The 21128-nt window shown below is 60.7% G+C and carries 21 protein-coding genes; 7 read left to right on the top strand and 14 right to left on the bottom strand.

The genetic code is table 11. The features are described from left to right. Nucleotides 1-7 precede the first annotated feature (7 nt). The 3 genes from AB4Z20_RS10945 to ehuR form a co-directional block, all read right to left on the bottom strand. Complete coding sequence (locus AB4Z20_RS10945) at nt 8-1000, bottom strand: cyclodeaminase (protein ID WP_442089874.1); 993 nt, start codon at nt 998-1000, stop codon at nt 8-10. A 20-nt stretch (nt 1001-1020) separates the two neighbouring features. Beyond that, nucleotides 1021-1992 (bottom strand): hydroxyectoine utilization dehydratase EutB, encoded by a 972-nt coding sequence (gene eutB / locus AB4Z20_RS10940; RefSeq protein WP_258689310.1) that lies wholly within the window; start codon nt 1990-1992, stop codon nt 1021-1023. Between the two features lie 294 nt (nt 1993-2286). Beyond that, entirely contained in the window at nt 2287-3681 is a 1395-nt protein-coding gene (ehuR, locus tag AB4Z20_RS10935) for a MocR-like ectoine utilization transcription factor EhuR (RefSeq protein ID WP_258689312.1), read from the bottom strand. A 290-nt stretch (nt 3682-3971) separates the two neighbouring features. Here ehuR and ehuB point away from each other — a divergent pair, with 290 nt between their 5' ends. The 4 genes from ehuB (at nt 3972) to ehuA (ending at nt 7091) form a co-directional block, all read left to right on the top strand. After that, nucleotides 3972-4826: an ectoine/hydroxyectoine ABC transporter substrate-binding protein EhuB gene (gene ehuB / locus AB4Z20_RS10930; protein ID WP_253477946.1), complete on the top strand. Its 855-nt coding sequence runs from the start codon at nt 3972-3974 to the stop codon at nt 4824-4826. Nucleotides 4827-4909: 83 nt separating this feature from the next. Further along, nucleotides 4910-5569, top strand: coding sequence for an ectoine/hydroxyectoine ABC transporter permease subunit EhuC (gene ehuC / locus AB4Z20_RS10925; RefSeq protein ID WP_204127525.1), 660 nt, complete (start codon nt 4910-4912; stop codon nt 5567-5569). After that, nucleotides 5566-6222, top strand: a complete 657-nt coding sequence (ehuD, locus tag AB4Z20_RS10920; protein ID WP_253477950.1) for an ectoine/hydroxyectoine ABC transporter permease subunit EhuD — start codon at nt 5566-5568, stop codon at nt 6220-6222. Before ehuC ends, ehuD begins: the two co-directional genes overlap by 4 nt. Before the next feature lie 74 nt (nt 6223-6296). Continuing rightward, on the top strand, nt 6297-7091 hold the full coding sequence (ehuA, locus tag AB4Z20_RS10915; RefSeq protein ID WP_024616393.1) for an ectoine/hydroxyectoine ABC transporter ATP-binding protein EhuA: 795 nt from the start codon (nt 6297-6299) through the stop codon (nt 7089-7091). Nucleotides 7092-7315: 224 nt separating this feature from the next. Here ehuA and AB4Z20_RS10910 read toward each other — a convergent pair whose 3' ends face one another. Both AB4Z20_RS10910 and AB4Z20_RS10905 read right to left on the bottom strand, forming a co-directional pair. Next, a complete protein-coding gene (locus AB4Z20_RS10910) occupies nt 7316-8050 on the bottom strand; it encodes an OmpA family protein (RefSeq protein WP_253477953.1) in 735 nt (244 codons plus the stop codon). 152 nt (nt 8051-8202) lie between these two features. Further along, nucleotides 8203-9378, bottom strand: coding sequence for an aspartate aminotransferase family protein (locus tag AB4Z20_RS10905; protein WP_442089872.1), 1176 nt, complete (start codon nt 9376-9378; stop codon nt 8203-8205). 99 nt (nt 9379-9477) lie between these two features. Between AB4Z20_RS10905 and AB4Z20_RS10900 the strand changes: the two genes are divergently transcribed. The 3 genes from AB4Z20_RS10900 to AB4Z20_RS10890 all read left to right on the top strand — a co-directional run bounded on the left by AB4Z20_RS10900 (nt 9478) and on the right by AB4Z20_RS10890 (nt 12438). Then, a complete protein-coding gene (locus AB4Z20_RS10900; protein WP_442089871.1) occupies nt 9478-10380 on the top strand; it encodes a LysR family transcriptional regulator in 903 nt (300 codons plus the stop codon). 235 nt (nt 10381-10615) lie between these two features. Beyond that, nucleotides 10616-11629 carry a GGDEF domain-containing protein gene (locus AB4Z20_RS10895; RefSeq protein WP_258689317.1) on the top strand — a complete coding sequence of 338 codons (1014 nt, stop codon included), beginning with the start codon at nt 10616-10618 and terminating at the stop codon, nt 11627-11629. A gap of 104 nt (nt 11630-11733) precedes the next feature. Next, complete coding sequence (locus AB4Z20_RS10890) at nt 11734-12438, top strand: hypothetical protein (RefSeq protein ID WP_442089870.1); 705 nt, start codon at nt 11734-11736, stop codon at nt 12436-12438. Between the two features lie 199 nt (nt 12439-12637). Here AB4Z20_RS10890 and AB4Z20_RS10885 read toward each other — a convergent pair whose 3' ends face one another. The 9 genes from AB4Z20_RS10885 to hmpA form a co-directional block, all read right to left on the bottom strand. Next, nucleotides 12638-12952 carry a helix-turn-helix domain-containing protein gene (locus AB4Z20_RS10885; protein ID WP_442089869.1) on the bottom strand — a complete coding sequence of 105 codons (315 nt, stop codon included), beginning with the start codon at nt 12950-12952 and terminating at the stop codon, nt 12638-12640. Next, nucleotides 12949-13293 (bottom strand): toxin, encoded by a 345-nt coding sequence (locus tag AB4Z20_RS10880; RefSeq protein ID WP_442089868.1) that lies wholly within the window; start codon nt 13291-13293, stop codon nt 12949-12951. The genes AB4Z20_RS10885 and AB4Z20_RS10880 overlap by 4 nt, the downstream gene beginning before the upstream one ends. Before the next feature lie 139 nt (nt 13294-13432). Beyond that, on the bottom strand, nt 13433-14320 hold the full coding sequence (gene cyoE / locus AB4Z20_RS10875; protein WP_003178131.1) for a heme o synthase: 888 nt from the start codon (nt 14318-14320) through the stop codon (nt 13433-13435). 11 nt (nt 14321-14331) lie between these two features. After that, a complete protein-coding gene (gene cyoD / locus AB4Z20_RS10870; RefSeq protein ID WP_003205394.1) occupies nt 14332-14667 on the bottom strand; it encodes a cytochrome o ubiquinol oxidase subunit IV in 336 nt (111 codons plus the stop codon). Next, nucleotides 14668-15294, bottom strand: a complete 627-nt coding sequence (locus AB4Z20_RS10865; protein ID WP_003205395.1) for a cytochrome o ubiquinol oxidase subunit III — start codon at nt 15292-15294, stop codon at nt 14668-14670. A 3-nt stretch (nt 15295-15297) separates the two neighbouring features. Then, nucleotides 15298-17328 (bottom strand): cytochrome o ubiquinol oxidase subunit I, encoded by a 2031-nt coding sequence (gene cyoB / locus AB4Z20_RS10860; protein ID WP_003205396.1) that lies wholly within the window; start codon nt 17326-17328, stop codon nt 15298-15300. A gap of 3 nt (nt 17329-17331) precedes the next feature. Beyond that, on the bottom strand, nt 17332-18279 hold the full coding sequence (gene cyoA, locus AB4Z20_RS10855; RefSeq protein WP_253477985.1) for a ubiquinol oxidase subunit II: 948 nt from the start codon (nt 18277-18279) through the stop codon (nt 17332-17334). A 775-nt stretch (nt 18280-19054) separates the two neighbouring features. Then, nucleotides 19055-19564 carry a disulfide bond formation protein B gene (locus tag AB4Z20_RS10850; RefSeq protein ID WP_003205398.1) on the bottom strand — a complete coding sequence of 170 codons (510 nt, stop codon included), beginning with the start codon at nt 19562-19564 and terminating at the stop codon, nt 19055-19057. Nucleotides 19565-19882: 318 nt separating this feature from the next. Next, on the bottom strand, nt 19883-21064 hold the full coding sequence (gene hmpA, locus AB4Z20_RS10845; RefSeq protein WP_214512513.1) for an NO-inducible flavohemoprotein: 1182 nt from the start codon (nt 21062-21064) through the stop codon (nt 19883-19885). Nucleotides 21065-21128 lie beyond the last annotated feature (64 nt).

The following is a 21128-nucleotide window of genomic DNA, read 5'->3' as shown; positions in this document are numbered from 1 at the left end:
AAATGATCTAGCGGCCGAACGCAAACCCCTTGCCCGCCGCCCGTGCCCGCTCGAACGCCAGGTTGGCGATGGCGGTGTCCTGGGCGCCGGTGCCGGTCAGGTCGCAAAGCGTCACTTGTGCGGCATCGGAACGCCCGGGGTGCTGTCCCGCCAGCACCTGTCCCAACTCCATCAACGCCAGGTCATCGCGAACGGCACCGGCCGCCAGGGCGTGGTGCAGTTCCCCGAGCACGCGGGTCTGGCTCAGGCGATCGGCGACATAACAGTCGACGGCCGCCAGGGCTTGCGGGGAAATTTCGTTCTTGTGTTCGGCGTCCGAGCCCATCGCCGTGATGTGCAGGCCGGGATGTAAATGGCGGGCTTGGATCAACGGCTCGCGACTGGGTGTGCAGGTGACGGCGATGTCCACGCCTTCCAGGGCATCGTCAATGGAGGCGCATGGCGTGACGGCAAGTCCAGTGTCACGCGCCAGCTCCTGACTGAACGCCTCGGCCTTTTGCGCATCACGCGCCCAGACCCGCACCTCGTCGATGGGTCGCACCAGGCGCAGTGCCTGAAGTTGCAACGCCGCCTGCTCGCCGGCACCGATCAGCGCGACGCTGCGGCTCTGCTCGCGGGACAGGCAACGCGCCGCCACCGCCCCGGCCGCGGCGGTGCGCACGGCGGTGAGGTAACCGTTGTCCAGCAGCAGGGCTTCCAGCAGGCCGGTGCGTGCCGAGAGCAACATCATCATGCCGTTGAGGCTGGGCAGGCCAAGCTTGGGGTTATCGAAAAAACCCGGGCTGACCTTGATGGCGAAGCGCTCCAGGCCCGGCAGGTAAGCGGTCTTCACATCCACTTCACCGTTGTGCTCGGGAATGTCCAACCGCAGGATCGGCGGCATCGCCACGGCGGCGGTGGCCAGGAGCACGAAGGCCTGTTCGATGGCGTCGATGCTGGCCAGGTCCAGGGCCACGCAGCTGCGCAGGTCGGCTTCGCTCAATAGGGTGACTTCACTCATGACTGGCTCCGTTAGGGTTATCAGGCGTTGGCGCCAGCGATCACGCGGGCATGGTGTGCGGTGTCGACGTTGCGCCCGCTGACCACCAGGACAATGGGGCCGCGTGGCTCGACCAGGCCGTCGAGCAGCGCCGCGATGCCCACCACGGCAGCGCCTTCGAGCACCAGGCGTTCGTGGTGATAGGCGTGGCGGATGGCATTGGCGATAGAGGCTTCCGAAAGCAGGTGCACGTCATCGCGCAGTCGGCGGGTCATGGCGAAGGTGTAGCGATTGTCCAGGCCGATGCCGCCGCCGAGGGAGTCGGCCAGCGTCGGCAGTTCTTCGACGTCCACCGGTTGCCCGGCCGCGAGGCTGGCGTGCATCGCGGCACCGCGGGCCATGCTGATGCCGTGGACTTGAATCGCTGGGTTCGCACTTTTGAGGGCCAGGGCAACTCCGGCGAACAGGCCGCCACCGGACAACGGCACCAGGACCTGGGCCACCTCCGGTTGCTGCTCGAGGATCTCCAGGCCGAGGGTGCCCTGCCCGGCGATAATCGCCGGATGATCGAAGGGCGGCAAAAAAGTCGCGCCCTGCTCCCGGGCGATGCGCTCGGCCTCGCGCTGGGCCTCGTCCTGGGACTGGCCGACGATGCACACCTCGGCGCCCAGGTCGCGGATCGCCTGCACTTTGTTGGCCGGCACCAGGTTCGACAGGCAGACAATCGCCCTGACGCCTTGTTGCGAAGCGGCATGGGCCAGTGCCCGACCATGATTGCCGGTCGAAGCCGTGACCACGCCCCGGGCCTTTTGCTCGGCGCTGAGCTGCGCCACTGCATTGCTCGCCCCGCGCAGCTTGAAGCTGCCGGTGATTTGCAGGGCCTCAAGCTTGAGGTACACCGCCACGCCCATCAACCGCGACAAACTCGGGGAATGCTCCATGGGTGTACGCCTGACCTGCGACTCGATGCGCTGGCGAGCACGGTAGATATCCTGAAGCTGCAACCCTGTCATGACTGCGTCCCGAGCGGATGTGTTGGGCGCAGTCTAAGAGGGCTGGATTGTGGTGATGAATGTACTAGGGCAATTTAGTTTGCATTCATTGCGGACTGAATGGGCTGAACAAATCCATGAAGATCACCCTATCCCTGTGGCGAGGGAGCTTGCTCCCGCTGGGCGCGTTGTAGGAGCTGTCGAGTGCAACGAGGCTGCGATCTTTCCCCTGGCAATTGAATCGAGAGCGCAAGATCAAGATCAAAAGATCGCAGCCTTCGGCAGCTCCTACAGAGTCCCAGCGGGAGCAAGCTCTCAGAAATCATGAATCTGCGGGTACTGGTTGAAGATCTGCCGCATGCCGATCAGCGCATGGCGCATTTCTTCGTCACTGCATTCAGCGCCGACGCAGACCCGCACCGCGCGGGGCCTGGGGGTGCCGCGGACGGTGAACGGATCGGGGGATGTCACGGCGATGTGCTTGTGCCGCAGCGCCCGCACCAGGCTGTCCACTTCCCAATGGGACGGGATGCCAACCCACGCATTCAAGGCATGCGGGTGCTGGCCCAGCAGATGTTCGCCCATGTACTCGGTGACCATCGCCTGGCGCCCGGCCAGCAGTTGACGTTGCAATTGCACCAGCGACTCGGCGCGGCCATCGCGAATCCAGCGGGTGGCGATCTCCGAGACCATGGGTGTGGCCATCCAACTGTTGACACGCAGGATGCTCTCGGTGCGCAGGGCCAGGCGCTTGGGCACCACCAGATAACCGGTGCGCAGCCCCGTGAGCACCGACTTGGTCATGCTCGTGCAGTAGAACGACAGCTCCGGCAGGTAGTGGCTGATGGGCGGCGCCCGGCGTTCGTCCAGCAGCGGGCCGTACACATCGTCTTCGATGATGTGCACACCGAAGCGCCGGGCAATCTCGGCGATTTCCCGGCGGCGGGCGTCGGGCATCAGGCTGGTGGTGGGGTTGTTCAGGTTTGGCGTGCACACCAGCGCAGTGATGCGCTCGTTGCTGCACATGTCTTCGAAATGTTCGGGGTCGATGCCATAGCGGTCCATCTCCAGGCCCTTGAGGGTGAAGCCCAGCACCTGGGAGTTGCCGATCACGCCGTGGTCGGTCAAGCCTTCGCAGAGCACCACATCATCGGGGCCCGCCAGCGAAGCGAGAGCCAGGAAAATCCCGTGGGCCGCGCCGTTGGTGATCAGCACATCGTTACGGTCGACTTTCAGCCCTTGCCGACCGATCCACTGCGCCGCCGCTTCGCGATGGGATTCGAAACCGGCGATGGGGCGAAACGCATGAATCCACGGCTGGTCTTCTTCAGTGCTCAGCGCCGCGCAGGTATCACGCCAGGCCTGGTCATGCTCGCGGGTGTGCAGGATGCGGGTGATGGAAAAGTCCACCAGCGCCCGCTCGGGACTGTCGAGAATGTACGTCGCCACCCGGTCGCTCATGCGCCGCGAGACGAAGCTGCCACGCCCGACCTCACAGCGCACCAGTCCCTGGCGCTCCAACTCCTTATAGGCGTTGGTGACGGTCTGCACGCTGATCCCCATGGCGTCGGCCACCTGCCGTTGCGGCGGCAGGCGCTGGTCATTGGCCAGGGTGCCCTGTTCGATATCGTCGGCAATGGCCTGCACCAGAATCTTGTATTTGGATTCACCGCTGCGGGCGAGGTCCAAGGCTGACTTCCACTTATCCATAACAGCTGCAACCGGCGTGTGTAGGGGTGCGCACAGCATTGCGCGGCCATCGCGGCAAAGCAATTGTCCTAGTGCAATACAATCGATGCCGGGGCTTTTGTATGCTCGGTCCAAGGTCGTCACCCAGGCGGGCTCATCGCCCTGACAAAAAGCCGGATCGACCTGTACCGGCGCCGTTCCCGATTCCAGGCCACGCCCGGATCCGCCGCTGTACGCTTTGCTCTTGTAACACTGCCTCCTACCACAGAGCCGTCAAACGACGGATCCACAAGAAACAGGAGATTTTATCGATGAGCAATTTTCTTCCCAGCACCGGTGCGCCCCTACGTCGGCTCTTGCTGACCTGTGCCGTACTGGGCCTGGCCGGCAGCGTTCAAGCGGCCACCCTGGATACCGTCAAAAGCACCAGTAGCATCCGGATCGGCTACGCCAACGAAACCCCGTTTGCCTTCACCGAAACCGACGGCACCGTTACCGGTGAGTCACCGGAAATCGCCAAGATCATCTTCGCCAAAATGGGCATCAAGCAGGTCAATGGCGTGCTCACCGAATGGGGCTCGTTGATCCCAGGCCTGCGCGCAGGTCGTTTCGATGTCATCGCCGCCGGCATGTACATCACCCCGGCGCGCTGCAAGCAAGTGTTGTTCACCGATCCGCAGTACCAGTTGCCCGATGCCTTGCTCGTGGCCAAGGGCAACCCGAAAAAACTCCACAGCTATGAAGACATCGCCAAGCAACCGGATGTGAAACTGGCAATCATGGCCGGCACGGTGAACCTGGCTTATGCCCGCGACTCCGGGGTCAAGGACGACCAGATCCTCCAGGTCCCCGACACCACCGCACAACTGCAAGCCGTACGTGCCGGACGCGCGGACGCTGCCGTCGGCACCCAACTGACCATGAAAGGCCTGGCCAGCAAGGGTGGCGACAAGGTGGAGGCGATGACCGAATTCAAGGACGACCCATCCCACATCGGCTACGGCGCCCTGGCCTTCCGCCCCGAAGACAAAGACTTGCGCGATGCGGTCAATGCCGAGCTGAAAAAGTGGCTGGGCTCCGAAGAGCATCTCAAGACGGTTGCGCCATTCGGGTTCGACAAATCCAACGTGACCAGCAAGACCGCGGCCGAGCTCTGCGCTCAGTAGTCGTCAAGACTGGCGTGCCGAAACGGGCATGACGCGCGGTGCGTGATGCCTGTTCCCTGCTTCACCGGACATTGGGTTGAACCATGGGCGAATTACTTCCGTTATTGATACAGGGGGCCTGGGTCACGCTCCAGGTGACCTTCTTCGGCTCGCTGCTGGCCATCGTCGCGGCGGTGCTGGCAGCTCTCGGGCGACTCTCGCCGTGGCGAGCGTTGCGCTGGTTTTCCATCACCTACATCGAAGTGTTCCGTGGCACCTCGCTGCTGGTGCAATTGTTCTGGCTGTTCTTTGTGCTGCCGCTGCCACCCTTCAACGTTGAGCTGAGCCCTTACGCCGTGGCGATTGTCGGCCTGGGCCTGCACATCGGCGCTTACGGGGCCGAGGTGATGCGCGGCGCCATCAGTTCGGTCGCCAAGGGCCAATACGAAGCCTGCACGGCGCTGAATTTCAGCGGCTTCACGCGCTTCAAGCGGATCATCCTGCCGCAGGCGTTGCTGGCGGCGATTCCACCGGGCACCAACCTGTTGATCGAGCTGCTGAAGAACACCTCGCTGGTGTCGCTGATCACTTTGTCGGACCTGAGTTTCCGCGCACGGCAGTTGGATCAGGCGACCTTCCAGACCCTGGAGATCTTCAGCCTGGCCCTGGTGATGTATTTCATCCTCGCCCAGGCCATCAACTTCGGCATGCGCCACGTCGAACGACGACTGAGCCGGGGCCGGATGCGTGGAGGTCTGTCATGACGCTGTTCGATTGGTCCTACGCCACACAAATCCTGCCGGACCTGCTGCGCGCCTCCCTCAACACCGTGGGCATTACCCTGATCGGCTTCCTGATCGCGATTGTCCTGGGGCTGTTCCTGGCGATTGGCCGGCGCAGTCGCAAATTCTGGCTGTCGTGGCCGGCCACCGCGGTGATCGAGTTCATCCGCAGCACACCGCTGCTGATCCAGGTGTATTTCCTCTACTACGTACTGCCCAACTATGGCTTGAGCCTGACGGCCATGCAGGTTGGCATCCTCGGCATCGGCCTGCACTACGCCTGCTACATCGCCGAGGTCTATCGCAGTGGTCTCGACGCGGTGCCACGGGCGCAGTGGGAAGCGGTGACGGCGTTGAACATCGCGCCGTACGACGCCTATCGCAACATCATCCTGCCCCAGGCGCTGCGACCGATCGTGCCGCCACTGGGCAACTACCTGGTGGCGATGCTCAAGGACACGCCGGTGCTGTCGGCGATCACCGTGGTGGAAATCATGCAGCAGGCCAAGAACATCGGTTCCGAGAATTTCCGCTACCTGGAACCGATCACCATGGTCGGCCTGTTCTTCCTCGCCCTGAGCCTTGCCCTGGCTTATCTGGTACGGCGCCTTGAAACGCGCATGGAGCTACGCTAATGACTTTACCTCTGTCCACGCCCACCGATTTGTCCCGGCGCAGCACGCTGGCGTCGCAGCAGGAGGCCCCGGCCATGCAAGATCCAACAACGTCCCGGCCGATCGTGAGTTTCCAGGACGTGACCAAAAGCTATGGCAGCTTCACGGTGCTCGATCATCTGAACCTGGATGTCGTTCCCGGTGAAAAGGTCGCGATCATCGGCCCCAGCGGCTCGGGCAAGTCCACGCTGCTGCGGGTGTTGATGACCCTGGAAGGCATCGACCAGGGCCAGATCCGCGTCGAGGATGACTCCCTGACCCACATGCCCAACCGCAACGGCGTGCTGGTGCCGGCCAACGACCGACACATCCGCCGGGTGCGCGGCAAGATCGGCATGGTGTTCCAGAGTTTCAACCTGTTCCCCCACATGACCGCGCTGCAGAACGTGATCGAGGCGCCGGTGCAGGTGCTGGGCATGAACCCGAAAGAAGCCCGGGAGCGCGCCGCCGACCTGTTGGAGCTGGTGGGGCTGGGCAACAAGCTCGACCATTACCCGTCGCAGTTGTCCGGCGGCCAGCAACAACGGGTGGCGATTGCCCGGGCGCTGGCGATGCGACCCAAGGTGATGCTGTTTGACGAAGTGACCTCGGCGCTCGACCCGGAGCTGTGCGGCGAGGTGCTGAATGTGATCCGCAAACTGGGGGCCGAACATAACCTGACGATGCTGATGGTGACCCACCAGATGGGCTTCGCCCGGGAGTTCGCCGACCGGGTGTGTTTCTTCTACAAAGGGCAGATCCACGAACAGGGCACCCCGGCGCAGATCTTCGAAAACCCGCAGCAGGAACGTACGTGTGCGTTCTTGAGTGCGGTAAAAGAGGCGAATTGATCCCCTTGTGAACACCTTTGGGCGAGGAGACTTGTGGGAGCAAGGCTTGCCCGCGATGAAAGCGATGCGGTCTTTCAAAAGATCGAGGCGCCTGTTTCGCGAGCAAGCTTTGCTCCCACAAATCCCCTCGCCACAAGTGGCGGCATCAGGCGGATAGAAACTGACAACCATAAAAAAACGGGGGCCCTGTTGCCAGAGCCCCCGTTTCATTTGCCGCCCAGCCGTTATGGGTACTGCTGGTAAGTCTGGCCCTGCTGCGCCGGTGCCTGGTACTGCTGGCCAGGAATGGCCTTGAGGTTGACCTCGACACGACGGTTTTGCGCACGACCATTGACGTCGCCGTTGCTGGCCACCGGGTTGTCCGGGCCGGCGCCGCGGGCCGACAGGTTGGCACCGCTCACGCCCTGGGACGTCAGGTAAGTCGCCACGCTCTGCGCACGACGCTGGGACAGGTCCATGTTGTGCTGGCGGCTGCCGGTGCTGTCGGTGTAGCCGACGATTTCGATCTGGTTCTGGTTGAACTCCTTGAGGGAGTTGGCCAGGTTGTTCAGCGGCTGGTAGAAACTGGAGGCGATGTTCGCCGAGTCGGTGGCGAAGGTGATGTTGCCCGGCATGATCAGCTTGATCTGGTCGCCCTGGCGCTGCACTTCAACGCCGGTATTGGCCATGCTGGCGCGCAGCTTCTTTTCCTGCTGGTCGGCGTAGTAGCCGTAACCGGCCGCGGAAGCCCCCACCACCGCTGCACCAATCAACGCACCCTTGCCGCGGTTATCGTGACCGATGGCCGCACCGGCCAACGCCCCCGCCAGTGCACCGAGGCCACCATACTTGGCGGTTTTGCTCATGCCCGAAGATTCGGTAGAGGCCTGGCCCTGGTTGTCATAGGGGTTAGGCGACGCACAGCCGGACAACAGGGCCACAGCAGTTGCGACAACGATCAAGCGACGCGAGGTGAACATGAAGATGCTCCTGGGTTTTCAGTCTGAATGCCAAAGTGTAGGCAATCGACTCTGGCAGGCGTTGGAACGCGGCAATCGTTAAAAATTCCGTCGCGCTGCGTTGCGCTTCGCCCGGCTGACCGATAAAAAACCGGCCTCCGGGCGAACGCCCCTCACCCCTGCGCCAGACAGCGGCTCACGCCCCGGACAATCATCTCCACTTCCCGCCCATCGATCGTCAACGGCGGCAGCAGGCGGATGGTCTGGCCCCGAGTGATATTGATCAGCAGGCCGTGGTCTCGGGCGGCGCGAAGGGCCAGGTCGCGAACCGGTTGCTTGAGTTCGATGCCGATCATCAACCCCTGGCCGCGAATAGCCAAGACATTCGGGTTGTCCGCCAACTCGGTGCGCAGCCGGCTCAGCAACTGTTCGCCCTGATGCCTGGCGTTGTCCACCAGCGCTTGTTGCTCAATGATCTCCAGCACCGTGCAGCCGACCCGACAGGCCAGTGGATTACCGCCAAAGGTGCTGCCATGGCTGCCAGGGGTAAACAGCTCGGCAGCCTTGCCCCGCGCCAGGCAGGCACCAATGGGTACGCCGTTGCCCAGGCCCTTGGCGAGGGTCATGACGTCCGGCACGATGCCCTCGTGCTGGAACGCGAACCATTGGCCAGTGCGACCGATGCCGGTCTGGATCTCGTCGAGCATCAACAACCAGGCGCGCCGGCTGCACAGTTCGCGCAGGGCCTTGAGATAGCCCGGCGGTGCGAGTTGCACACCGCTTTCGCCCTGGATCGGTTCCACCAGTACTGCGACGATGCGCTCGGCATGAGCCTGCTGGATCGCTTCCAACGCCGCCAGATCACCGAACGGCACCTTGATGAAATCCCCCGGCAAGCGGTTGTAGCCCAGCCGCACGGACGGGCCGTCACTGGCGGACATCGTGCCCAATGTGCGCCCGTGGAACGCATTGTCCATGACCACCACCAACGGCTGCTCAATGCCCTTTTGCCAACCATAGAGGCGCGCCAGTTTCAGCGCGGTTTCGTTGGCCTCGGCGCCTGAGTTGCTGAAAAACGCCCGCTCCAGCCCCGACAACTGAGTGAGCTTTTGCGCCAGGCGTTGTTGCCAATCGATGCTGTACAGGTTCGACGTGTGCAACAGCAGGCCGGCCTGCTCGCTGATGGCGGCCACCAGCCGCGGGTGGGAGTGGCCGACATTGGTCACCGCCACGCCCGCCACCGCATCGAGGTATTCGCGACCGTCCTGGTCCCACAGGCGCGTCCCCAAGCCGTGGGTGAAACTCAGCGCCAGGGGTTGGTAAGTGGTCATCAGGCAGGCAGCGGTCATGGCATCAAGCTCCATTGGGTTGGTTTTTTCCAGTATGGTTAGCCACCAAGGCTGGATAAACGCTGCTTTACTTCAATCATTTAAAAGCTGAGCTTGATAATGGACGTGTTCCAGGCGATGACCGTGTACGTGAAGGTGGTAGAAACCGGAAGCCTGACGGCGGCGGCCCAGGCGTGCGAAATGTCCACCACCATGGTGGGCAATCATCTTCGTGCACTGGAGCAACGTCTCGGCGTGCGCCTGATCAACCGTACGACGCGGCGCCAGCGCCTGACCGAGTTCGGCTCGACCTACTACCAACGCTGCCTGGAAGTGCTGGGGCTGGTGGCCGATTCCGAGCGCCTGGCCGAACAGACCCAAGGCGAGCCCAACGGCACCCTGCGCATCACCGCGCCCCTGACCTTCGGCACCGAGCGCCTGGCGCCGGCACTGGCCGAATTCAGCCAGCGCTTCGCCCAGGTCAAGCTCGACGTGGTGCTGACCAACCAGCGGTTGGACCTGCTCGAACATGGATTCGATGTCGCCATCCGCCTCGGCCATCCAGACCCGAAACTGATTGCCCGTCCGTTGATGGACTACACCCTGACCATCTGCGCCTCCCCTGCCTACCTGGCTCGGCGCGGCACACCGGAAAAACCTGCGGACCTGCAGCAGCACGACTGCCTGTCATTCGCCTATTCGGCAGCAGACGAATGGCGCTTCGCCCAGGATCACTGGCCGATCAACGGCCCGGAAGGCGAGATCAAGGTCCCGGTAAACGGCCCGATGCTGATCAACAGCTCCTCGGGCCTGCATCGCGCCGCCCTGGCCGGGATGGGCGTGGTCATGCTGCCCGATGCGCTGGTGGCCCAGGACCTGAAGGATGGACACCTGATGGCGTTGTTGCAGGACTACCAGTTGCCACATCGTCCAATGAGCCTGATGTACGCGCAGGATCGCTACCGTTTGCCGAAACTGCGCAGTTTTGTCGAGTTCGCCCTGGAGAAATGGGGCAAAGCCTGAGGGTGGGCTCGATGAGCGTTGGATGAAGACAAATCCCGTGGCGAGGGAGCTTGCTCCCGCTGGGGCGCGAAGCGGCCCCGCTTTGGGGCTGCTACGCAGCCAGCGGGAGCAAGCTCCCTCGCCACAGTTCAGGTGTTCACCCGAAGCGCCTCCCCGCTAGTGACCCCGCCCCCCATCAACTACTCTTCCTCCTTGGACGCGCATTTTGATATCAAGGCTGATTGAGGGAACGACGATGGGAGATGCCTCGAACATCGATATGCTGCGGTTCGACCTGTCCGATCTGGACGAAGGCGTACTGCACACAATCCTGGAACTGGTCAGCGATGGCATCTGGGACTGGAATGCCAACACCGGCTTCGTCTACCGCAACCCCGGCTGGTACACGATGCTTGGCTACCTGCCTCATTCTCTGGACAACACCGTGCTGACCTGGGAGAGCGTGATCCACCCGGATGACTATCCACGGGTCATGGCGTTGTTCGACGACTACCTGGAACACCGATCCCACGTCTACCAGGCCGAATACCGCTGCCGCACGCGCGATGGGGCCTACATCTGGATCGAGGATCGCGGCTATGTAATCGCCCGTAACCCGGACGGCACGGTGGCGCGCATGATCGGCGCCCATCGCAGTATCGATGACAAGAAACGCCTGTTCGAACAGCTGGAACGGCGCAACAAATCCCTGGAAGCCGTGATTGAAGAACGCACCCGCGAACTGTCCCGGGTCAACCATCAGTTACAGATCCAGCTCGACGAAAACCGCAAGCTTGCTGAAACCGACGCCCTGACCCGGGTCGCCAACCGTTATCGCCTGGACCAGGCGCTGCCGCTGGCCTGTGAGCGCGCGCAGCGTTTTCGCGAACCGTTGTCGCTGATCGCCATGGACGTGGATGATTTCAAGGACATCAACGATCGCTACGGCCACGCCTTTGGCGACGCAGCGTTGATACAAGTGGTGCAGAGCGTCAAGCGCTGCGAGCGCGGCGGCGACTTGCTGGTGCGCTGGGGCGGTGACGAATTCATCATGATCTTGCCCAACACCAGCCTGGCCGACGCCCGCCTGCTGGCTGAGAGCATTCGCCGGGGCCTGTCCGACCTGCTGCCGGTGGGCGACTTCCAGATCACCATGAGTTTTGGCGTGGTGCAGCGACTCGAGGACGAACAGCACGCGGTGTTGCTGCACCGGGCGGACCAGGCGCTGTATCGCTCCAAGATGTCGGGCAAGAATGTGATTTGTGAATGAGCTCCGACCGTGACAACACCGCCCGCGTCCAATAGATTAGGCGACCGGAAAAAAGCTCAATGCCTTTCTCGCCTCATCCCGCTAACAGAAGTAGTGAAATTTCAATGTCCGATTCCAACACCGCTGAATCCGTAGTCACCCTGTCGTCCAAAGCGGAATACGAAAACTCCATCAATCTTTCACAGCATCTGCCCCAGGCCAAAACCATCAGCGAAATGGTCCTCGATGCGTTCCAGTCGAATCGCGAAAGCGACCAGATCCGCGAACTGCGCAACGCCATCCGTCAGGCTCACGATGCGTTCGACGACGACAAGGCCTACGAACTGATGGGCCAGCTCAAACAACTCAAGGACGCCGAAACCGCCGATTTCGCGGCCCTGGAAGACCTGAGCAGCCGCTTCCCGATCAGCCGCATCCTCTCCAGCTACAAGGACGATCCGTCGTTCCAGGAACTGGTCTACGGCCTGGCCCTGAAAGTACTGAACCAGACCCACCAGGCCATCAGCAACCCAAGCGGCAGCAAGGGCAAGACCTCGCGGGCCAAGAAGGAAGCCGAAGTGTTTGTCATCAGTAAGGACGGCATCAGCGTCACCCTGCCCCTGCGCACGCCACGCTCCAAGCCGAACGTCGACCGCGAGGCCTTCGAGTTCCTGGGCTTCAATTTCGTAGGCGAAGGCGACGAAGCCGAGCTGGAAAGCGAAACCTTCCTGGACAATGACGGCACCGAACAACAGGCCACCCGCAAAAGCATCGTCACCGCCCTGCAACAGCAAAAGGCATTCGACGGCTACAGCATCGCCCAGCAATAAGCCCAGGTTGAGTTTCCCCTGTGGGAGCGAGCTTGCTCGCGATAACGCCGGCACATCCAGCATCCAGGCAAGCTGACCCACCGCTATCGTCGGATCGCCGCCCGGAGCAAGCTCGCTCCCACAGAAATCCGAAGTAACACCCAAGAAAAAGCCCCGCGCTTCTCTCGAAGGCGGGGCTGTTTTCATGTATATGAGCTGATCAAACAGCGCCAAGCCGTTCGACCATATCTGGAAACTTCTCGACCAGTCTGATCAACAAAGCCGCCTGGGCGTTAGGCTTGGACTTCTCCTGCTCCCAGTTCCTGAGCGTACCTGGACTGGTCCTGATGCTCTTGGCGAAAACGGCTTGAGACATGTGGAGCTTGTCGCGCAACGCCACGATTTCCTGGGCCGACACCTGGGGAACCGGTTTGTCTTCGATCGATATCTGGCGAAGGGTAATCTTGTCCTCCCGATGAGCGGTCATCTCTTCGACGCCTTGCATCATCTCGGCAAACAGATCGCGCTTTTTCATAAGGTACCTCGTACTTTCAACTCAGCTTCTATGGCGCGCTTGAGCGTCTTCTCTTGCTCGGAGGTCAGGTTTTCCAACTCGTCCTCGTCGTAAATCGCGAACATCCAGAACTGACGATCGTTCATGAGCCAATAGTAAATGACACGTAACCCACCTCGCTTCCCTTTGCCACGACGTTCATCGAACCAGCGCAGCTTACGAAAGCCGCCGGTACGTGACATGACGTCACCAACCTCTGGATGCTGCAGCATATAGGACTGAAGCAGGCGATACTCATCATCAGTCAGGTAATGGCCAACCGTGGCGGTGAATGTAGTCGTTTCAAAAAATAGGGTACGCATGACGGAAACTATAGGCAAATTGCGTATAGTTCAACAAACCATAATCTATTGCGACGAATGACAGCCAATCCACACCTCACCTCAACAAAAAGCCCCGCACTTCTCTCGAAGGCGGGGCTTTTCTTGTGGCGCCTGAAGCTTAAGGCGCGTAGGTCAGCAGCAGCTCACTTGGCACCTTGAAGTCCAGGGACATCATGACGCTCAGGGCGGTGATGGTGAAGATCGAGAACACGAACAGCTTGCGTGCCCAGACCGTGTCATCCACCGCCTTGTAGCCGGTCCAGGCCATGTACAGCCAGTACATGCCCATGGCGGCGGCGACGGCGAGGTAGCTCATGCCGGCGTAGCCGCTGAACGTCAGCATCAACGTCGCCACGAGGAAGGCCAGGATGTAGAGCAGGATGTGCTTCTTGGCCACCCGGATACCGCGCTTGACCGGCAACACCGGAATCGAGGCCGCCAGGTAGTCGTTGAAGCGGAAGATCGCGATGGCGTAGGAATGCGGCATCTGCCACAGGCTGAACATCACCAGCAGCGTCAGCGCAGCCATGTCGAAGCTGTTGCTGACCGCCACATAGCCGATCACCGGCGGCATCGCCCCCGACAGGCTACCCACCAGCGTGCCGTGGACCGACTTGCGCTTGAGGTACAGGCTGTAGAGGCCGACGTAGATGACAAAACCGATCACCGCGAACAACGCCGCCAGCGGATTGGCCACCCAGTACAACAGCGCCACGCCGGCCACGCCCAGCACCGTGGCGAACGCCAGGGCCAGTTGCACCGGAATCAGGCCCTGGACCAGCGCCCGATTCTTGGTGCGTTCCATCTTGATATCGATGTCACGGTCGATGCAATTGTTGAACACACAACCGGACGCCACCACCAGGGAAGTGCCGATCATCGCCGCCAGGAAGATGGCCAGATCGACATGCCCTTTCGAGGCCAGGAAAAACCCGCCTGCCACAGAAAGCACGTTACCGAAAATGATCCCCGGCTTGGTGATTTGGATAAAGTGCTTCAGGGACATCCGGACTTTCCTCAGTGCGCCATCATGTTGGTGTGGATGCTGAACATGATCCACAACGACAGGCCAACCAGCAGGACAATCACGATCGCGGCAAAGACAAACGCGACCACGTTGTTACGTTGGGCGGCGGAGCGGTCCAGGTGCAGGAAGTACACCAAGTGCACCAGTACCTGGACCACGGCGAAGATCAGTACGATCCACAGGGTCAGGCTCTTGGGCAGCGATGGGTACATCACCAGGCCGAACGGAATGACGGTCAGGATCACCGACAGAATGAAACCGATGGCGTAGGACTTGACGCTGCCGTGGCCGGCGTCGTGGCCATCATGGGAATGTGCGTTAGCCATTTACAGGGTCCCCATCAGATAAACAACGGTGAATACGCAGATCCACACCACGTCCAGGAAGTGCCAGAACAGACTCAGGCAGCTCAGGCGCGTCTTGTTGGTGGCGGTCAGGCCGTTTTTCTGGACCTGGTACATCATGATCGCCATCCAGATCAGGCCGCTGGTCACGTGCAGGCCGTGGGTGCCGACCAGGGTGAAGAACCCGGACAGGAAACCGCTGCGGTTAGGGCCGTAGCCCTCGGAGATCAACATGTGGAACTCGTTGATCTCCATGCCGATGAAGCCGGCACCGAACAGGAAGGTCATGGCCAGCCAGCCCAGTACCTGGGTTTTCTTGCCCTTGAACAACGCCAGCATGGCGAAGCCGTAGGTGATCGAGCTGAACAGCAGCAGCGCGGTTTCGCCCAGTACGTACGGCAGTTCGAAGATGTCGTGGCCCGATGGGCCACCGGCGACGTTGTTAACCAGCACCGCGTACGCTGCGAAGATCGACGCAAACAGAATGCAGTCGGTCATCAGGTAGAGCCAGAAACCGAATACGGTCATCTCGCCCGAGTCGTGGTGATGGTCATCGTGCCCATGGTCATGACCATGGGCGTGTCCAACAGTGGTCACTAAGTTCGACATGGTTTAAGCCTGTTCCAACGAGGTTTCAACACGGGTGGCGGTGGCAGGGACTTTCCCGGCCGCTACCAGACGTTTGTGCTGCTCGGCTTCGATGCGCTCGATGACATCCACCGGCACCATGTAGCCCTGATCGTCACGGGCAGCATGGATAGCGAAATACACCACGGTGCCGACCAGGCTGGCGATGGCCAGCCACCAGATGTGCCAGATCATCGCGAAACCGAACACGGTCAGCAGCGCGCCCATGACCACACCGGTAGCAGTGTTGTTGGGCATGTGGATCGGCTCGTACTTGGCCGGGACCGGGTACGCGGTGCCGTTTTCCTTGGCTTCGGTGAACGGGTCGATGACGTCTGCTTTTGGCAGCACGGCGAAGTTGTAGAACGGCGGTGGCGAAGAGGTCGACCACTCCAGGGTATGGGCATTCCACGGGTCACCGTGGTCGCACATGTTCTCTGGCTTGTTGCGATCGCGCACGCTGACATACAACTGGATCAGCTGGCAGGCGATACCAACAGCGATCATCACCGCACCGAACATGGCGACGTACAGGTACGGCACCCACTCAGGGTTGGTGGTGGTGTTCAGGCGACGGGTCATGCCCATGAAGCCCAGTACATAGAGCGGCATGAACGCGACGAAGAAGCCGGTGATCCAGAACCAGAACGCTGCCTTGCCCCAGCCTTCGTGCAGCTTGAAGCCGAACGCTTTCGGGAAGTAGAAGGCGAAACCGGCGATGTAGCCAAACACGGCGCCACCGATGATCACGTTGTGGAAGTGCGCAATCACGAACAGGCTGTTGTGCAGCACGAAGTCAGCACCCGGGATGGCCAGCAATACGCCGGTCATGCCGCCGATGGCGAAGGTCACCATGAAGCCCAGGGTCCACATCACGTGGCTGGTGAAACGCAGACGGCCCTGATAGATGGTGAACAGCCAGTTGAACAGCTTCACCCCCGTCGGGATCGAAATCAGCATCGTCGCCAGGCCGAAGAAGGCGTTGACGCTGGCACCCGAGCCCATGGTGAAGAAGTGGTGCAGCCAGACCATGAAGCCCAGTACCGAGATCGCGCCGCTGGCGTAGATCATCGAGTGGTGGCCGAACAGTTTCTTGCCGGAGAAGGTCGAGATGACTTCGGAGAAAATCCCGAATGCCGGCAGGATCAGGATGTACACCTCAGGGTGACCCCAAGCCCAGAACAGGTTCACGTACATCATCGGATTGCCACCAAGTTCATTGGTGAAAATGTGGAAATCCATGTAGCGGTCAAGCGTCAGCAGGGCCAGGGTAGCGGTCAGGATCGGGAAGGAAGCGACGATCAGGACGTTGGCCCAGGTGCAGGTCCAGGTGAAGATCGGCATGTCCATCAGCTTCATGCCCGGGGTACGCATCTTGACCACGGTGGCCAGGAAGTTGACCCCCGTCAGCGTCGTACCCAACCCGGATAGCTGTAGCGCCCAGATGTAGTAATCCATCCCCACGCCCGGGCTGTATTGCAGGCCCGACAGCGGCGGATAGGCAACCCAACCGGTCTTGGCGAATTCGCCAACGCCCAGGGACAGGTTGATCAACACCACGCCGGATACCAGCAGCCAGAAGCTCAGGGAGTTCAGGAACGGGAAGGCAACGTCACGAGCACCGATCTGCAGTGGTACTGCAAGGTTCATCAGGCCGGTGAAGAATGGCATCGCCATGAAGATGATCATGATCACACCGTGGGCGGTGAAGATCTGGTCATAGTGTTCAGGCGGCAGGTAGCCAGGCGAACCCTCGGTGGCCATGGCCAGCTGGGTACGCATCATGATGGCGTCGGCAAAACCACGCAGCAGCATGACCATGGCGACGACGATGTACATCACGCCGATTTTCTTGTGGTCGACCGACGTCAGCCACTCGGTCCACAGGTAGGTCCACTTCTTGAAGTAAGTGATCCCCGCGAACAGCGCCAGACCGCCGAGTGCGATGATGGCGAGGGTCACCATGACAATCGGCTCGTGGAACGGGATCGCTTCCCAACTTAATTTACCAAACATCGTTTACTCCTCTGCCCCGGCAGCTGAATGCGAACTCATGTCCATCCCTTCCATGTTGTCGGCCACTTCCTTCTCGTTCTTCTCGTGGTGCATCGGCTTGCCCGGATTCATCCCTTCATACTTGTCGATGATGGTCTGGAACAGGTTCGGCGTAACCGACGAGTAGAGTTCGACTGGGTTGTTCTGGCTCGGTTTGGAAAGGGCTTCGTATTCAGCTTTTTCAAGCTGTTTAGGTGCCTTCTTCACATCGTTGACCCAGGCGTCGAAATCTTCCTGGGTCGTGGCGATTGCTTTGAACTTCATGCCGGTAAAACCCGCGCCACTGTAGTTGGCGGAGATACCGTCGAGTTCGGCGTTCTGGTTGGCGATCAGGTGCAGCTTGGTCTGCATGCCCGCCATCGCGTAGATCTGGCCGCCCAGGCCCGGGATGAAGAACGAGTTCATCACGGTGTCGGAAGTGACCTTGAAATTGATCGGCGTGTGGGCCGGGAACACGATCTTGTTGACCGTGGCAATGCCTTGTTCCGGATAGATGAACAGCCACTTCCAGTCCATGGAGACCACTTCAATGGTGATCGGCTTGACGTCGGAATCCAGCGGACGATACGGGTCCAGGGCGTGGGTCGACTTGTAGGTGACGTAACCCAGGGCAATGATGATCAGCACCGGAATGGTCCACACCGCGACTTCGATCTTGGTCGAATGCGACCACTTCGGCGTGTAGGTGGCGTTGGTATTGGTTGCGCGGTACTTCCAGGCGAACAGGAAGGTCATGACGATGACCGGCACAACGACCAGCAACATCAGCAGCGTAGCGGTGATGATCAGGTTTCGTTCATCCAGGCCGACCTGGCCCTTGGGATCGAGCAAGGTCATGTTGCAGCCTCCCAGCAGCAACGTGCCGAGCAGCGGCAACAAGCCTAGTAATCGGGGGTACCTGTTTTTACTCATCTCACGACCTCTAAAGCAGCTTGCGCAATGCAGTTGGGTTTTGATCGCCAACACTTCACCCTGCCAAGGGTTGGCATTTTCTTGGATTGAATAAGGGCTGCCCGTCGAACGTCAGCGGCTGTTCGACACATCCTGGGCCAGCAGTGAGTTCTTATTCGTTGGTCAAAGGCCTAGTTCAAGCCCAATTCCATTTGGTGCGGGTAGTTGGAGGCACCGACACCTGGGGTCGCATGGGGCGCTGGCGCCCTTCGACCACTCTCGTGCTCAAGCTTGAGCCGGGTCGGAAAATCGGTGCGGGCGATTGTAGTGAGCTGAGGCGCTGTAGACCATGTCTCATCTCGAAATAATTTTTATCCGATCCGGCAACAATCTTTCGCAGATATTGCAACAAGCCAGCATGTTATCGAAATTAATTCTCAACAAGAACCCCAAAAAACGTAGGGCTACTATGCCCGATTTAGACAGTTCGGGAGGATCGCGAGGAGGTTATTTACCCGGCAAGCGCCCAGTTTTCGGGGGCTCTGGCACCTGACGCTTCGCTGTTAGAAATGCCTGCTGCAGGTAATAGGCAGGTTGCGAAACCAGACGGTTTTTTATTACAGGAAGGAGCGTCTAATCGCCCCTGAAAAGGCTGAGCGCCTCAAGATATGTGACAACATGTCGCACATTGTCGCAGGCTATTCTTGCCTCGGATCAAGGACGGTCCGGCTCAAGAGTGAAACGCAAAACGCCCCGGTTCTCCAGGAGAGAAACCGGGGCGTTTCATCAAGGCGCTTCAGCGAATCTGTTTGCGGTTACGTGACACCAGCAACGGCACCAGCACCACCGTCAACACGAAGGCCACCAGTGCCCACTGCGCCAGGGACAGCCCCAGGATCGGTGGGTAGGGGGTGGAGCAAAAACCATCGACCTGGAACCCCAGCGGAAAGATCTTCGCCAGCGGCAGGTCATCGACAATCGGTTGCAACACGTCGATGCCACAACTGACCGCCGGGAAGAACTGGGTGTACACGTGATGCCCTGCCACACCGGCACCGGCCAGGGCGCTGAGCACCACCAGGCCTTCGAAGATCGTCAGGCTGCGGCGGGTGCGCATGGCGGCACCGATGAAGGCGAAGATCGCGATCAGCAACAGCGCATAGCGTTGCAAGATACACAGCGGGCACGGCGCCTCACCGAGGGCCACCTGCATATACAGCGCGCCGCCGATCAGCGCCAGGCAGATCAGCCCCAGCAGCACCAGATAGCGCCGCTCACGGCCTAAGCGCATCATTTCCTCACTCATTGCGTTTCCCTTTGTCTGCATGGATCGACGCGCGGCACGGCAACACTCGGGCGCGCGGTCGGATGCCCGAAGTCTACACGCAGACCATGACAGTGAACGAGCAGCGGGCGTCGACATTGAAGGGGAATAGACCGCAAGAAGGTTAAGTGCGGATTAATTCTGGCAGTTGGACAAGGATGGACTTGCCGCCGCCATCGCGAGCAAGCTCGCTCCCACAAGGGATCTGTGGCGGATGCAGATTTTGTCACCCGCGCAGATCCAGGGTGGGAGCGAGCTTGCTCGCGATGAAGGCAACCCGGTCTCCCGGTTAGCGCGACCTTATTCCAGCGCCGCCGCCGGGCCGAAGAATTCGTAACGGCTCTGCTGGTCCGGCACGCCCAAGGCCTTGAGGTGGCGTTTGACGGCGCCCATGAAGCCCTTCGGCCCGAGGAAATAGGCATCCAGGTCACGCTGTTGCGGCAGCCATTGCGCCAGTTGCTCCTGGCTCAACAACCCCACCTTGTCGGCGGCCGGGCTCAAGCCGTCGTCTTCGTCGTAGCAGTAGAAGCGCTTGAGCTGCGGATGCCGCTTGGCCAGGTCGTCGATCCAGTCGCGGAAGGCATGGGCACGGCCGTTGCGCGCGCAATGAATGAAATGCACCGGCCGCTCGGTTTGCAGCGCCGCCTGCAACATGGCCAGGGTCGGGGTGATGCCAACGCCGCCACTGATCAGCACCAGCGGTTTATCGCTGGCAGTCAGGTAGAAATCCCCGGACGGCGGGAACAACTGGATGCGGCTGCCGACGTCGAAATGATGATGCAGGTGATTGGACACCCGTCCGCCCGGCTCGCGCTTGACGCTGATACGGTATTGACCATTGTCCGCCAGGGCTGACAGTGAATAGTTGCGGCGCACTTCCTCGCCATCAAGCATGAGCTTCATGCCGATGTACTGGCCCGGCTCGGCCAACAGGATCGGGCCCTTGTCCGCCGGTTCAAAGTAAAACGAAGTGATCTCCGAGCTTTCCTGCACCTTGGCCGTCAGGATGAATTCGCGCTCGCCACGCCAGCCGCCCGGCGCCTCGGCCTTCTTGTCGTACATGCCAGCTTCGGCGCCGATCAAGATATCGGCCAACTGGTTGTAGGCCGCGCCCCACGCCGCAATCACTTCGGGTGTGGCGATCTCCGCGCCCAGCACTTCGGCGATTGCTCGCAGCAGGCACGAACCGACAATCGGGTAATGTTCCGGCAGGATCTGCAGGGCAACGTGCTTGTTGACGATCTTCGCCACCAGGTCGCCCAATTCATCGAGTTGGTCAATGTGCCGCGCATACATCAACACACCGTTGGCCAGGGCCCGCGGTTGATCGCCACTGGCCTGGTGAGCCTGGTTGAACAACGGGCGCACCTGCGGGTATTCGGACAGCATCATGCGATAGAAGTGAGTGATCAGCGCCTCACCACCACTTTCAAGCAACGGAACGGTGGAGCGAATGATGGCGCGTTCTTCTCGACTGAGCATAAGGTGACTCCTGGCGTATGACCGATAACAGTTAGATACGCCTTATCAGTTTTCATGCCATAAG

The organism is Pseudomonas sp. KB_12 (assembly GCF_052114545.1).
Lineage (GTDB): Bacteria > Pseudomonadota > Gammaproteobacteria > Pseudomonadales > Pseudomonadaceae > Aquipseudomonas > Aquipseudomonas brassicacearum.
The sequence above is the reverse complement of the archived record's forward strand: the minus strand, read 5'-3'. Positions and strand labels throughout refer to the sequence as shown.